Here is a 14,243-nt window from a genome sequence, read left to right as displayed (position 1 = left end):
GCAAGGCGGCAGCCTTGCTCTTGCTGGCCAAAAACAAAAGGTCAATAAATTATTGTGTCTCACCCGATACTAAAACATATTCCTAATGCATTGACCGTATTACGGCTGATATTGATTATTCCTTTTTTGGTTTATCTTTATCGTAAAAATTACCCGATAGCCTTTTACGTGTTCATGCTTGCAGGATTTACCGATGGCTTTGATGGCTGGCTGGCGAGGCATTTCAGCTGGCAGAGCCTTTTTGGCTCATTCATTGATCCCCTGGCGGATAAATTATTAATTGCATCCAGTTTTATTTCCTTAGCCTTGATTGGGCAACTGCCCTGGTGGTTGGTTATTCTGGTTTTTTTACGGGATGTCACTATCTCGATGGGTGTTCTGGCCTGGTACTGGTTCATTCAGCGTCAATTGGATTTTGAGCCTACCCGACTCAGTAAAATCAACACCACCTTACAACTGGCCTTAGTCACTGTCTGCCTTTTCGAACTGGCTTTTTTCCCCATTACCGATTATTTAATTCAAACCTTAATCATCTTGACTGCCATCACTACAACGGCCACTTACATTCATTATGTCTGGACCTGGAGTAGGAAAGCCTGTATTGCCAACCGTTTGCCTCAATGAATAATCAGCAGTTAGCGTTAGCCATTCAATTGAATTACCAGGCCAATTTAAATACCTTTTGCTGGGGCGAGGAAAACCGTTTAATCAAACAGCAGATTGAAGCCATGTTGCATGGGAAGGGGGAACATTTCCTGTACCTCTGGGGAGCGAAGGGATGTGGTAAATCACATTTACTGCAAGCCTGTTGTCAATTGCATCCTCAGGCGATCTATCTTCCGCTGGATGTCTTAAGGGAATGGGGGCCGGCCAGTATTGAAGGCATGGCAGCCCATGATTTAATCGCCCTGGATAACATGGATGCGATAGCTGGCGACGCGGCCTGGGAAGAAGCCTTGTTTCATCTTTATAATCAGGTTCGCGATCGATCGGAGGCAACGCTATTAATCAGCGGACAGCACCCACCGGCATCGTCTGCCATTCAATTGCCCGATTTGCGTTCACGCCTTGCCTGGGGATTGGTACTGCAGCTTAGGGAATTAAATGATGAATTGAAAATCACCGCCCTGCAGCAACAGGCCGATAAACGAGGATTTCATTTAAACAGCAGCGTCGCGCTTTTTCTGATCAATCGCTGCGGACGTAACATGCATGAATTACAACGCATCCTGGATAAACTTGATGAAGCGTCTTTGGCCGCACAAAGACGAATTACTGTCCCCTTTGTAAAAAAAATACTCGGTGTTTGACTTTTTTGAAGGGTCGTTACTATAGTAAGCCTTTATGTCTTTTTCCAGGGAGGGAAAATGGACGCGGGAGCTATTTTACGCACTGAATTGTTCAGTACAGAGCAAGGCGAAGCATTACCTTCGCTGCTTGTTCAAAACCTGGAACGATTCACCCGCCAGCATTACCTGATTCAAGATACCATGCAATTCAATGATACTGTTTTAGGGGTTGGCAAACCAGGTGATTTGGCTGTTTTTTATGGGAATCATGACCGTATAATCGGCTTTATGCGCATTTACCGGCAACTATTTTGCGTGGACGCCAGGGAATACATTGTTTTTCTGGGTGGAACTTACCATGATCAACGGCTAAACATTTGTTACAGTGCGGCTAAAATCGGACTCATTCAGGCCATGAAGTACAAATTGAGTCATCCCGAGCAGGAACTGGTGTTTTTCTCCAATGTCAATACGCCAACCAAGTACCAGTTTTTATCGACCATGAGCGAGATATACTACCCACGACCGCTAAAGCCTGTCCCTGGGCCGATTCTTCAATTGGTGAACAAGCTCAAGGCGCACAATCACTGGCAATCAGCCGCCCATCACCCCATGGTGATCACCCAGCAGTTGGCGGTCCTTCATCCCGACCTGCCCCTTCTCGAGCAGAATGAATTGACGGATTATTATCACAGCATCAATCCCGAGTACCGCAAAGGTCACTCCCTATTGGTTTACCTGCCGCTTAATCTGGCCACCATAGGCCATGGTATCCGGCAGGTAGTGACTAACTCGCCTCATTTAATGAGTTCCGAGAGCTGTTAGGTATATACTTTGCTATTGACCTTTTCTTCATGGGTCACCTGGGTGGCATTGACCACGGCGGCGGGCAAATGGGATTTGGGTTGGGTAGTAAACAGGCTTAAAGCCACCAAAGGTGATACCTTTTCCTCATCCGGTGATGTTTTGCTTTTCTCCTCATCCGCCAACTCGACTGATTCTGCCGATAAGCCCCCTGTGGGTTTTTCTACCACAACACGGATGGGTTCGGCCACCGTTAAAAGTGCCAATTCCAACCGAGACACTTTTTGTTCAAGCTTGCCTTTTTCTTCCTTTTCAAAGCCCAACGCGTTACCTAATTCATTAGCACGCTGTGTTTCCTTTTCCAAAGCGGACTGTAATCTTAGATTTTCTTGTCTCGTTTTTTCGAGCAGCTTTTTGGTTTCCTCCATTTCCTTTAATTTTTCCTGAGCCTCTTTAAGCCGCTTTTCCATCTCAACTGCTGCATTGTTTACTTTTTCTTTTTCAACAACGACTTGTTCCATTTCTTTGGTTACTTGAGTCAGCTTCTCTTCCACACGTCCTTTCTGTATAACCAATTCATTTTTTTGCGCACAGATAGTACTCACTTCTTTTTCTAGTTTGTCAGCAGTTCCAATTGTTCCTTTATGAGCCGTCCTTTCTCTATCAAGTGCCTCTTCAGTGGATGAAACATGGTTTAATTGATCTTTTTGATTGTTGATGTTCTCAAGCAGGCTCTGAATTTCCAGCTTTTCATCGTGGTTCTCTTTTTTATCCGTTAACTTCTCAATTTTTTCTTTATCAAGACCGATCATTCGACCAATGAGGTTTTCAATACCGGGACGCTCGACAAACCAGTAGACAGCAAGTGCTGCCAGACCAACGCCCACGCTGACTAAAATAATAGGCCAGAACGTGGCGGAAACGCTGCCTGCAATAGCCGTCGCAATGGCCAGAGCCACCGTTTGGCCTGCAAAAAAACCGCCGCTGAAGAAAATGACCCCGGTAATGGCCGCTGTCACCAATTTGGCGGCTTTCAGGATGGGTCTGTCCAACGACTTTTCCAGCTTTTCAACGTCTTTTAAAATTTCTTCCCGACGTGCTTTTAAAGCCTCGATTAACTTAATGTATTCTTCGAGCTCTTGCGGGGTTTTCTTCTTGCGCCATTCTGAATTAATTTTTATACGCAATGCCTTAATTGATTCAAGTTCCTTGGTGTAGAGATCAACCATCTTCGGCGCGCTTTTTAAATTCACACCCAGATTATGGGATATCTCGACTAAATCAAACGCATAAAAAACCAGAATGGACAGAACAGAAAAGACCGTACCGGCAACAAAAATACCTACTGTGGGCAGATTAAAAATACCCAATAATGCGGTGACGCCATCAAAACCTTCACAACCAAAAAAGACAGTTCCCGCAGCAGCCAGGAGAATAAGTTTGAGCCTGCTCCACCAATTGGACTTTTTCTTTTCTCCAATTTTACTGACTTGTAACGCTGTCTCCATGTCTTTTAAATGAGCTGCAATCAGCGCTTCAATATAGTACCGCTCCTTTTCTGTTAAGTTGTTAGCCGCCGTGGCCGCAAACAACCCCATTAAATCCTGAAGATCAGCCTTTCGAGGCTCAGTCTTTGAACTGTCTGAATTCTCTAAAAAAACATCAGGAACTTTACCCGTCAGGGTGATACCAGCCTTTTTAGCCTTGGCTATCACTTTTAACGTCGCTTTTCTGGTTACAGCCGGTAAACTCACGTCAGTACTCCACTGGATTATGTCAATTCACTGCGAGCAGTGCATAGTGGAGATCATACTGAATGTTTATTAAACAAATATTAACTGGGGTATGTTATTAATAAAAATTTATTCAGACACAGGAGAGAGTATTCAGGGACACCAGGAGAGGGAACATGCGGAAACCTCATGCGAGTGGCAATGGTTAATTCCTTATTGCCCGCAGCTTGACCGCATACACTGAATAGGCTTTACAAGCCATGGTACAGGGCGCCTGCATCGTTATCCTCAATAAAAGACTACCATGGGATGGTGAACCCGTTATTTTACTCATCCTGAGGGATTTTGATGTAATGGCTTAAGCGTGCGGAAATCAGCCACATGAAAATGCCAATGGCTAGAGTTACCAAGCCAATCCAGGCAAATACATTGGTGTAGATAGTTAACGACTCCAAACCCGGTTTCACATGCTCAGGTAACGCGGTAAAGGAAGCGACAGAAGCACCGATGAAGCCGGCTACTGCAGACGTGAGAAACCACATGCCCATCACAAAACCAGCAATCTGGGCAGGCACCAGTTCAGCGACCATGGCAACGCCTAACGCCGAAACAAACAATTCGCCGGTACTTTGGAAAAAATAACTGGCCACCAGCCACCAGGAAGAAACCATGCCAGCCTCATCATGAACAAAACGCGCAAAATAAAGGAGCGTGAAGCTGATGCCGCAGCAAATCATGCCTACTGCAAATTTGTAGGGAATGTGGAAATGCACGCGTGATTTGTGCAGGCGGCTGTAAAACAGGGCCAGAATGGGACTCATGATAATAATCCAGATGGGATTCAGTGCCTGGAAGGTCTGTGGATCGAACGTGATGCCTAACAGAACCGGGTGCACATTATTAACCGCAAACAAATTCAATGAGGTTGGCATTTGTTGATAAAGAGTAAAAAAAACAACAGCTTCAATCATCAACACCAGGGCCACGACCATGCGCAGGAAGGAACGGTTCTTTTCACGACGCATGTAAACAAAGTAAATGCCCACGACAATTGCCGTCACCAGCCATACCAATTCTTGAGCAATCATCACATGCTGTAACAGGTAGGCCGAGGCGAAGGTCGCTGATACAATGCCGGCAACCACCACAGCCCATTGCCATAACTGGATGACTTTATTGTCTGCTTCGGTATTCACATTGGCAACATGCTGACGCTGAAACCAATAATTGGCCAGTCCTAACACCAGTCCGATAAAGCTGACAAAATAGGCATAAGGGTACCCATAGCGGGAAGAAATAGCAGGCCCGGCAATCAGAGCCACAGTCGAGCCTAAATTAATGGCCATGTAATACAACGTGAAACCGCCGTGCAGGCGAGGATCGTCTTCCGTGTAGCATTTGGCGAGAAGGCTGGAGGGGTTTGCCTTAAACAAACCATTCCCCACACAGATTAAGCCAAGCGCAAGAAAAACGCGCTCCTCGTCTGCGAAAGCCAGAGCAAGGTAGCCCAATGCGAGTGTGATTAATCCCAGAACGATGGTGCGTTTGGTGCCGAGTACTTTATCGCCGAGGTAGCCGCCAAAAGCAACCATTCCATACACCAAAGCCGAAAACGCTCCAAAAGCAAAATAGGCTTCGTTGTCGCTGAATCCTAAAAACCGCATGAAATACAGGGTAAGAATGCCCTGTACCGTATAAAAACCAAACCGCTCCCAGATTTCCAGCATGAAAATCATGTGGAAAGCGCGTGGTTGCTCACGAAATAATGCCAGCATGAGCCGCCGCCTCATCAATCCATAATCAAGATCAACTAAGCTATACCACTTTATTGAGGATTGCAATCGTAGAAATTACGCTGGATGACTGCTTTTGCCTTCATCGTCCGTCATGCCTTCCTCCTCCTCCGTGTCTTCATTCTGAATGGCTGAGGGTTTTTGTAAACTGTCCTTCGCGTGGTGCTCATTAGCAATCGTTAACACCATCGATGCCTCCGGTTTTTCCAGTAGCGAACTCGTGAAATCCACTGCATTCTCCAAATCAAGCTGCTCTTTCTCACTGAGTTTTAATTCGCCATCCCTGATTTGCTTAACGGCTTGCCCCAGTAATTTCAGAGCAGGTTTAATGGATTCAAACAGATCAGAGACACAACTTAAATCCTCATGCGGACACTCGGCCTTGAGATTTTGCTTTAATTGGCTAAAGAAATTCAAAACCCCTCTGGCATCGTTTTTTTCGACCAGGGCTGTGAGTTTGCGGTCCATTTCGTCCACATGCTCTTCCTGGATTTCAAGATCCTGGCGCAGTTTAATGAGTTCCTCTCTGGAGCGGCCACTTAACAGACTTAAGCGAGGACGCGGGTTTTCAATCCTCGTATCTTCAGCAAGCTCATCATGGCTTACCAAGGCAGCATTTTCCCTGTTGGCATCGGTTAATTCCGGCGAAGGCTCCCTGGAATCATCCTTATCCTGGCTGAATTTGCCCGCAACCCAGCTGCCAAATTTTTTAACATAGGGCGCAACCATGGGCCCCAGGAAACGCCCCGCCGCATAGCTGACGCCGATGACACCTGCAGCAGCGAGAATGCTTAAGCCGGCCACCGGAAAAAACAGGCTCACAATGGCGCCAATCACCACCATGGAACCTAAACCGATAGCAACACCCTTATCCATAAAGGCCATAACGCCCATTTTTTTGAGCTTGGCCTGGTCTTTGGCCTGCTTATCGTAGAATTCCTGCAAAGAAGTCTCCTGGTCCTTCGCCTCATCCTCAAGCGTTGTCAGGCGGCTTTCGATTTCGCTTATTCTTTCTGCATCCTTGGTCGCATCGAGTGTTCCAAGTTCATTCTCCAATCGCTCCGCTTCCGAAGCAATGTCCTTTAGCTTCGCCATGCCGGTTTCAATGTGTGTTTCCGTTTGCTTCAGGGATTTTTTCAACTTTTGGCGCTGGTAAATCATATTTCCCAGCGTAACGACACTGACTCCCAACGCGATGCCCGCGGCGGCCACACCAATGTAAGGTGCTGCAACTGGAACCAGGATGGCCGTTAATGCAAGTCCAAGTCCCGTGGCTGAATACAACCAGCGCCCCGTTTTAGACAGCGTAATCGGCTTTTCACCGGCGATGAATGCTGCCAGAGAAACAAGCGGGATACGAATAAAATCAACAGCCGCCAGGGCAGCGCCGGCCATATGGAAACCGGAGCCCGCCGCCTGCAATGGCTGGGACGCATGACCTGTTGCAGCGATAAGACTGCTGATGGTGCCGCCAGTCCTTCCCATGCCCTGCAGCAACCCGGTCAGGCCGGGTATTTTGGCTTTAAGCAAATCCATTACAAAACCGGGATCAGCGGGTGGATGGCCTACAAATGTCCGGTCCTTAAGCGCCTTCAATTTTCTTGCATGCTCAGTGGCTTTTTTACGCAAGGCTTCCGGGGTTAACTCGTCGATGCGGGTTTCTTCGGGTATGAAACTGGATTGGGGATTGGGGCTTTTGTCCTGACTCATTACTACACCTGACATATGGTAATAATTATCACTATAGCAAATCGTTGCTTAACAAATGCTGATGTAACTGAAATAATTACTTGTCCATCTGAAACTTTAACAATTCATTCCGGTTGTCTTAAGACGCTTGCCAGAGACACCCGAAGTCATCTATATTTTCAACATTAATTTTAAGAATAAGAGTCCATGGCTAAAAAAGCCCTTTATCTTGCTGGCGGCGGTGCCCGAGGCGCCTATCAGGCCGGCGTATTGCAAGCCATCAGCACCATTCTTGGGGTTAAGAAGATACCCTTTGAGGTCATCAGCGGTGTCAGCGTCGGCAGCATCAATGCCGCTATCCTGGCTGAAAACGCAACGGATTTCCCGGCTGCCGTGGACAAGCTGGTGGGTCTTTGGGGTGAAATCCGTTGTTCGCAGATTTATAACGCGAGTAATTACGAGTTAAGCAAATCGGTTTTCCGCAACTTAAGCCACATGATCATTAAACAGCGGCAATCCGGTTATCTGCTCAATACGCTTCCTCTGCACGACTTTATCAACAGCAATGTCGATTTTGAGGCCATCGAGCGCCACATTATCGACAATCACATTGAAACGCTGGAAGTCATCAGTAACTGCTATGAAACCCATCAAACCGTTTCCTTTTACCAGCATAACGATGCCTTTTTTGAGGATTGGAATTACCCCAGGCACATGAGTGAGCGCACCAACTTACGAATGGAGCACATTCTGGCTTCCGGCGCTCTGCCTTTGTTTTTCCCCACCGTTAAAATCAATGGCCTTCATTACGGTGACGGCAGTATGGGGCTGGTTTCTCCCCTGCGGGGCGCCATACGCTGCCAGGTGGAAAAAATTCTTATCCTTGGCACGCGGCAATTGCCGGAAGCAACCAATACCGAAAAATTACGCAATGGCGACATTGGCTTTGCACACATCCTGGGAGGCATGCTGAACGGCCTGTTCCTGGATAACCTCGACCGGGATATTGAGCTCGTCAATCGCATGAATGACATTGCCCGCATGATTTCCTTATGGAAAAAACGCCGCTCCCCCTGGCGTCCCATTGAAACACTGCATTTGCGCCCCAGCATTGACATGGCGGCCATTGCTCAGGAACAATACAAAAACATGCCGGCGCTGCTGCGTTTCCTGCTGAATACGCTTGGGGCCAAAAGTCACTCAGGCGACCTGCTCAGTTTTCTGTTATTTGAAAAGGAATTCACTCAGGAACTCATTCAACTGGGCTATGATGACACCATCAATGCCAAAGCGGTCGTTGAAGATTTCTTTTCCTAGTGGTTCCCCTGCTGCCTTTCGCGCAATCGGCTTAATACCGCTGCACGTTCCGGAAAAAAACCATGCCAGATAAAAAATGCCTCAGCGGCCTGCTCCACCAGCATGCCGAGACCATCTGCCGCCGCACATCCCCTTTGCCTCGCCCACGCGACAAACGACGTATTGCCCTGCAGGGTGTACGATAAGTCGTAGCAGAATGAATCCGCCCTGATTGCACCCACAGGCCAGGCGATTTCCTCCTGCCGGGTACCGGCAGACGTGGCGTTGATCAGCAGATCAAACGGCTCGGAGCGTCCCCAGGCCTGGCAGTGAATGGAGGGAAAGTCGGCCTGTAAATCCTCTGCACGCTGAAGGCTGCGGTTAGTGATGGTGAGGCCGGCAATTCCTTCCGCCAGCAGCGGCGCGATAATTCCCCGCGCGGCGCCGCCTGCCCCTAAAATTAAAACCCGCTTATCGGCAAGCGACGTGTGGGTTTTCAAATCGCGGATTAAGCCAATACCATCCGTATTGTCCGCGTGCAAACGCCCTTCCTTCATCCACAGGGTGTTGGCTGCGCGAGCCTGCCGGCAGCGTGCCGTTACCTGCTCTGCCAACTGGTAGGCCTCCTCTTTAAAAGGAAGGGTCACATTAAGCCCTTTGCCCTGTGCGGCAAAAAAATCCTGCACGGCCTTCGCAAAATAACCGGGCTCCACCGGGATTTTTTCATAACGCAACGAAACGCCGCTCGAAAGAGCGAACTGTTCATGAATAAACGGCGATAAACTATGGGCCACAGGATGGCCCATCACAGCGTAACGATTAACCATGAATCCTCTTTAATCTTTAAGACTCTTACTGACAATTTCCTTCAGGTCACGGGATAATTCCATGGCGTTGAGCCGCTCCAATTCGTTACGCATTAATTCCTGTCTCGGTTTATTAAAACGTCTTAAGCGGGTGAACGGCGTGGCCAGTCTCGCGGTCACTTGTGGATTTATTTTATCCAGTTCAACCAGAATAGCGGTTAAAAACGCGTAGCCGCTGGCATCTAACGCATGGAAATGACGGTAATTGCTCATGCAGAATGCCCCAATGAGTGATCGCACTTTGTTGGGATTTTTTAAAGAAAACGCCGGATGATGGATTAATTGTTTCACCCGAGCCAGCGTATTGGCCGCCTCGCCTGTGGCCTGCACTGCAAACCATTTATCAAGCACCAGTTCATCGTTCTGCCACTGGTCATAAAAGCGCTCGGCCGTCTCTTCGCGCACAGCACTGTCCTGACAATTGTTTAATAAAGCAAAGCTGGCCATTTGGTCGGTCATGGTTTTAGCCTTTGCAAATTGTTGTTGGCAAAGGGGCAGAGTCTCTTTTTCACGCGCCTTCATCATCAGCCACAGGCAGATGTTGCGTAATTTGCGCTGCTGGTAAGCCTGTGCATCCATCTGATGTTTTTCTTCACGCCACAATGCCTGGTAGGTTTCAGACAGCGGGCCGTACAATGCCTCGCCTAAGGAAGCGCGGTAAAAATCACGCGCAGCCTCCACGGCATCGACATCAATTGCCTGCAGCGAAGACGTAACCTCCTCGAAACAGGGCGGGTTTAAAAGTTCAGCCCGCAATGCGCTGTTGAGGGTGTCATCACGGAGCACATGATGATACGCCTGAAGCAGCGGGGTGGGGATAGACCAGTGTGATGAGTTGGTTTTTAATAAACCATCAATGCAATCAATGGCTAATTGCTGGGCAATGTCCCATTTGGCAAATCCGTCACTTTCAAAGCGAAGCAAAGCCAACGATTCGTCCTGACTCATGTCACGTTTGAGTTTAACCGGCGCAGAAAAATCACGCAGCAAGGACACGAAGGGCTTCTTTTTTAAACCCGGAAAGGTAAAGGTTTGCTCTTGCTCTCGTAATTCAAGAACGTCTTTCTCCAACGGAATCGGTAATCCATTTTCATCAAAACAGGCCATACGCACCGGAATATGGAAAGGCGCTTTGTCACTTGCTTCAGGCGTGGGCGGGCAATACTGACTTAACGTTAATGTCAGGCAATCATCTTTAAAATGGGTTTTTGCGGTAATTTCCGGGGTACCGGCCTGGCTGTACCAGCGTTTAAATTGGGTCAAGTCAACCTGATTGGCATCTTCCATCGCCGCCACAAAATCATTAATGGTTACTGCCTGGCCATCATGCCGCTTGAAGTACAGATCCATGCCGCGGCGAAAACCGTCCTTGCCCAACAGGGTTTGCTGCATGCGAATGACTTCCGCACCCTTGTTGTAAACCGTTGCCGTATAAAAGTTATTGATCTCCTGATAGGATTCAGGGCGTACCGGATGAGCCATACTCCCGGCATCTTCCGGGAATTGCTGCGCCCTCAGCGCCTTCACATCCAGAATGCGGTTAACATCACGGGCATGCATGTCCCGGGAAAACTCCTGATCACGAAAAACGGTTAACCCCTCTTTCAGGCTGAGTTGAAACCAGTCACGGCAGGTCACTCGATTGCCGGTCCAGTTATGGAAATACTCATGGCCAACCACCCCTTCAATGTCAGCAAAATCCTGATCAGTGGCAGTGTCGGGGCGTGCAAGAATGTATTTGGAATTGAAAATATTCAAGCCTTTGTTTTCCATCGCACCCATATTGAAATCGCTGACGGCAACAATCATGAAAATATCCAGATCGTACTCACGTCCATATTCCTCTTCATCCCAGCGCATGGCGCGTTTCAGCGACTCCATGGCATGGCGGCATTTGTCTTCGTTGCCGGGTTCCACATAAATGCGTAAATCCACCGCGCGCCCTGAACAGGTGGTAAACTGATCTTCAACGCAGCTTAAATTGCCGGCAACCAGTGCGAAGAGGTAAGACGGTTTTTTAAAGGGATCCTGCCAGATAACCCAATGCCTGCCGCCGTCAGCCAAACCGCGGTCAACCAAATTGCCATTGGATAACAACACGGGGTATTTGCCCTGGTCAGCGCAGATGCGGGTTGTATAGGTCGCCAGGACATCGGGCCTGTCAGGAAAATAGGTGATGCGGCGAAAACCTTCCGCTTCGCACTGGGTGCAAAACATCTGATTGGAGCGATACAGGCCTGAGAGTTTACTGTTTTTCTGTGGATAAATGCGGGTCACTACCGTTACGGTGGCCTCATCGGGGCAATTTTCAACCAGCAGATGACCATCCACAAAACGGTAATTTTTTTCCTCGATCTCGCGGCCATCGATGTGAAGGCTGACCAATTCCAGTTCATCGCCGAACAATTGCAGGGGGCCAGCATACTGTCGTTTGACCGTCATGTCATTCGTCACCAGAGCATGATCGTCAAACAGTTCAAAATTTAACTGAACCGTTTTGATTGAAAAAACAGGGGATTGGTAATTTTTCAAATAAACCGTGGTCTCTGGCATGAACATTGCTCCATTCTGGGTACAATTAATCTTAAATAATAAAAAACTGTATAAATAATGATTTGATTCTTTTTAATTTTTTTATGCCTTAGCTCTACTTCAGGAACCATTTTGGTTCTATACTAAATTTAAGGATAGTTTGTCGCTTTTATCAGAGAAATGCAAAGTGGTAAAGGCAAGACGTGCGTTTCCCACCAGGGATTTTAGTGAAAGGGGATGGCTTATGAGCACAGAAGATTTTTTATCAAATTACACTCGACGCTTTGTCGATAACAAAGAAGAAGAGTTGACTCTCAATGAGTATCTGGAGTTGTGTAAAAGCGACCCAACGGCTTATGCCAATCCTGCGGAACGCCTGCTGCTGGCCATTGGCGAGCCCGAAATGATTGACACACGTCATGATCCCGTCTTATCAAGATTATTTTCTAATAAAGTCATTCATCGTTACCCCGTATTCCGGGAATTTTTCGGCATGGAAGAACCCATTGAACAGATTGTGGGTTTCTTAAAGCACGCGGCCCAGGGTTTGGAAGAAACCAAACAGGTCCTCTACCTGCTGGGTCCCGTCGGCGGCGGAAAGTCTTCACTGGCTGAAAAGCTTAAGGATTTAATGCAGAAAGTGCCGTTTTACGCCATCAAGGGATCGCCGGTATTTGATTCGCCGCTGTCCCTCTTTGACCCGGAAGAAGACGGTGAAATTTTAAGGGATCGGTATGGTATTCCCACCCGGCACCTGCGTTACGTCATGTCCCCCTGGGCGGTTAAACGCCTGCAGGAATTCAATGGCGACATCAATCAGTTTAAAGTAATTAAATTAAAACCTTCCCGCCTGAAACAAATTGCTGTTTCCAAAACGGAACCGGGTGATGAAAATAATCAGGACATCTCCTCGCTGGTCGGTAAAGTCGATATCCGTAAACTCGAAGAGTTTTCTCAGGACGATCCCGATGCCTACAGTTACTCCGGCGGTTTATGCCGTGCCAACCGCGGTATCATGGAGTTTGTGGAAATGTTCAAAGCACCCATCAAAGTGCTGCATCCCCTGTTGACTGCGACCCAGGAAGGCAATTACAACGCCACCGAAGGCTTGTCCGCCATCCCCTTTGAAGGCATTATCCTTGCTCACTCCAATGAGTCAGAATGGCAATCCTTCCGCAACAATAAAAACAATGAAGCCTTTATTGACCGTATTAATATTGTCAAAGTTCCTTATTGCCTGCGTGTGTCTGAAGAAATTAAAATTTATCAGAAACTGCTTGATAACAGTTCATTAAAAAGCGCCCCCTGTGCGCCCGGAACGCTGGATATGCTGGCCCAGTTTTCCGTGTTAACTCGCCTGAAAGAACCGCAGAATTCAAGCATTTATTCAAAAATGCGCGTTTATAATGGCGAAAGCCTTAAAGACACGGATCCCAAAGCCAAATCCTATCAGGAATACCGGGATTTTGCCGGTGTGGATGAAGGCATGAGCGGCATCTCCACCCGCTTTGCCTTCAAGATTCTGTCCAAAGTCTTTAACTTTGACCACACCGAAATCGCTGCGAACCCAGTGCATCTGCTGTACGTGCTGGAGCGCCAGATTGAGCAGGAACAATTTCCTCAGGAACTGCATGAGAAGTACTTAGCCTTCATCAAAGAGCATCTGACTCACCGTTACGTTGAATTCATTGGCAAGGAAATTCAGACTGCCTACCTCGAATCCTACTCCGAGTATGGTCAGAACATCTTCGATCGTTACATCACCTATGCGGATTTCTGGATTCAGGATCAGGATTATCGCGATCCGGATACCGGCGAAATCTTTGACAGGCCATCCTTGAACTCCGAATTGGAAAAAATTGAAAAGCCAGCCGGTATTTCCAATCCCAAGGACTTCCGAAATGAAGTGGTGAATTTCGTCTTACGTGCACGGGCGAATAACCACGGCAAGAATCCAATATGGAACAGTTATGAAAAATTAAAAACGGTCATTGAGAAAAAGATGTTTACCAATACCGAAGACTTGTTGCCTGTGATTTCTTTTAATGCCAAAGCATCGGAAGATGACAAGAAGAAACACGAAGAATTTATTGCCCGCATGGTTGACAAAGGGTATACCCGCAAGCAGGTTAGATTACTTTGCGAATGGTATTTACGTGTACGCAAATCGCAATAACACCAGCATAAAGGGTTGTTTTTTTCTATTATTGAAAGAAGCAGCCCCGATGCGGATAAGGATGT

Annotated in this window: 10 protein-coding genes; 5 read left to right on the top strand and 5 right to left on the bottom strand. The window is 47.6% G+C overall.

What is annotated here, in order from left to right; translation table 11 throughout:
• The first annotated feature begins 66 nt into the window (after positions 1–66).
• The 3 genes from Lrub_RS08290 to Lrub_RS08280 are packed head-to-tail and all read left to right on the top strand — an operon-like array spanning position 67 to position 2,114.
• Positions 67–624 carry a CDP-alcohol phosphatidyltransferase family protein gene (locus Lrub_RS08290; RefSeq protein WP_058532258.1) on the top strand — a complete coding sequence of 186 codons (558 nt, stop codon included), beginning with the start codon at positions 67–69 and terminating at the stop codon, positions 622–624.
• Positions 621–1,310: a DnaA regulatory inactivator Hda gene (gene hda / locus Lrub_RS08285; RefSeq protein ID WP_058531718.1), complete on the top strand. Its 690-nt coding sequence runs from the start codon at positions 621–623 to the stop codon at positions 1,308–1,310. The genes Lrub_RS08290 and hda overlap by 4 nt, the downstream gene beginning before the upstream one ends.
• 57 nt (positions 1,311–1,367) lie before the next feature.
• Positions 1,368–2,114, top strand: a complete 747-nt coding sequence (locus tag Lrub_RS08280) for a hypothetical protein (protein ID WP_058531717.1) — start codon at positions 1,368–1,370, stop codon at positions 2,112–2,114.
• On the opposite strand, the gene Lrub_RS08275 is transcribed toward Lrub_RS08280, so the two are convergent.
• The 3 genes from Lrub_RS08275 to Lrub_RS08265 all read right to left on the bottom strand — a co-directional run bounded on the left by Lrub_RS08275 (position 2,111) and on the right by Lrub_RS08265 (position 7,329).
• A complete protein-coding gene (locus Lrub_RS08275) occupies positions 2,111–3,847 on the bottom strand; it encodes a DUF1206 domain-containing protein (RefSeq protein WP_058531716.1) in 1,737 nt (578 codons plus the stop codon). The genes Lrub_RS08280 and Lrub_RS08275 overlap by 4 nt on opposite strands.
• A gap of 305 nt (positions 3,848–4,152) precedes the next feature.
• A complete protein-coding gene (locus Lrub_RS08270; protein WP_058531715.1) occupies positions 4,153–5,601 on the bottom strand; it encodes an oligopeptide:H+ symporter in 1,449 nt (482 codons plus the stop codon).
• Between the two features lie 75 nt (positions 5,602–5,676).
• On the bottom strand, positions 5,677–7,329 hold the full coding sequence (locus Lrub_RS08265) for a hypothetical protein (RefSeq protein ID WP_058531714.1): 1,653 nt from the start codon (positions 7,327–7,329) through the stop codon (positions 5,677–5,679).
• Positions 7,330–7,515: 186 nt separating this feature from the next.
• Here Lrub_RS08265 and Lrub_RS08260 point away from each other — a divergent pair, with 186 nt between their 5' ends.
• The gene (locus tag Lrub_RS08260) at positions 7,516–8,625 is read left to right on the top strand and encodes a patatin-like phospholipase family protein (RefSeq protein ID WP_058531713.1); all 1,110 of its coding nucleotides are present in this window, start codon (positions 7,516–7,518) and stop codon (positions 8,623–8,625) included.
• Here the strand turns inward: Lrub_RS08260 and aroE are convergent.
• Positions 8,622–9,431 (bottom strand): shikimate dehydrogenase, encoded by an 810-nt coding sequence (gene aroE / locus Lrub_RS08255; RefSeq protein ID WP_058531712.1) that lies wholly within the window; start codon positions 9,429–9,431, stop codon positions 8,622–8,624. The genes Lrub_RS08260 and aroE overlap by 4 nt on opposite strands.
• Before the next feature lie 9 nt (positions 9,432–9,440).
• On the bottom strand, positions 9,441–12,023 hold the full coding sequence (pepN, locus tag Lrub_RS08250; RefSeq protein WP_058531711.1) for an aminopeptidase N: 2,583 nt from the start codon (positions 12,021–12,023) through the stop codon (positions 9,441–9,443).
• 223 nt (positions 12,024–12,246) lie between these two features.
• Between pepN and Lrub_RS08245 the strand changes: the two genes are divergently transcribed.
• Positions 12,247–14,178: a PrkA family serine protein kinase gene (locus tag Lrub_RS08245; RefSeq protein ID WP_058531710.1), complete on the top strand. Its 1,932-nt coding sequence runs from the start codon at positions 12,247–12,249 to the stop codon at positions 14,176–14,178.
• Positions 14,179–14,243 lie beyond the last annotated feature (65 nt).

The organism is Legionella rubrilucens (genome assembly GCF_001468125.1).
GTDB classification, from domain to species: domain Bacteria; phylum Pseudomonadota; class Gammaproteobacteria; order Legionellales; family Legionellaceae; genus Legionella_C; species Legionella_C rubrilucens.
This window is presented reverse-complemented; position numbering and strand designations above follow the sequence as displayed.

Excerpts from the sequence above, each read along its gene's own strand:
- hda (WP_058531718.1), top strand. The coding sequence starts at position 621 with ATGAATAATCAGCAGTTAGCGTTAGCCATTCAATTGAATTACCAGGCC.
- Lrub_RS08280 (WP_058531717.1), top strand. The coding sequence starts at position 1,368 with ATGGACGCGGGAGCTATTTTACGCACTGAATTGTTCAGTACAGAGCAA.
- Lrub_RS08270 (WP_058531715.1), bottom strand. The coding sequence starts at position 5,601 with ATGCTGGCATTATTTCGTGAGCAACCACGCGCTTTCCACATGATTTTC.
- Lrub_RS08265 (WP_058531714.1), bottom strand. The coding sequence starts at position 7,329 with ATGAGTCAGGACAAAAGCCCCAATCCCCAATCCAGTTTCATACCCGAA.
- Lrub_RS08260 (WP_058531713.1), top strand. The coding sequence starts at position 7,516 with ATGGCTAAAAAAGCCCTTTATCTTGCTGGCGGCGGTGCCCGAGGCGCC.
- aroE (WP_058531712.1), bottom strand. The coding sequence starts at position 9,431 with ATGGTTAATCGTTACGCTGTGATGGGCCATCCTGTGGCCCATAGTTTA.
- pepN (WP_058531711.1), bottom strand. The coding sequence starts at position 12,023 with ATGCCAGAGACCACGGTTTATTTGAAAAATTACCAATCCCCTGTTTTT.
- Lrub_RS08245 (WP_058531710.1), top strand. The coding sequence starts at position 12,247 with ATGAGCACAGAAGATTTTTTATCAAATTACACTCGACGCTTTGTCGAT.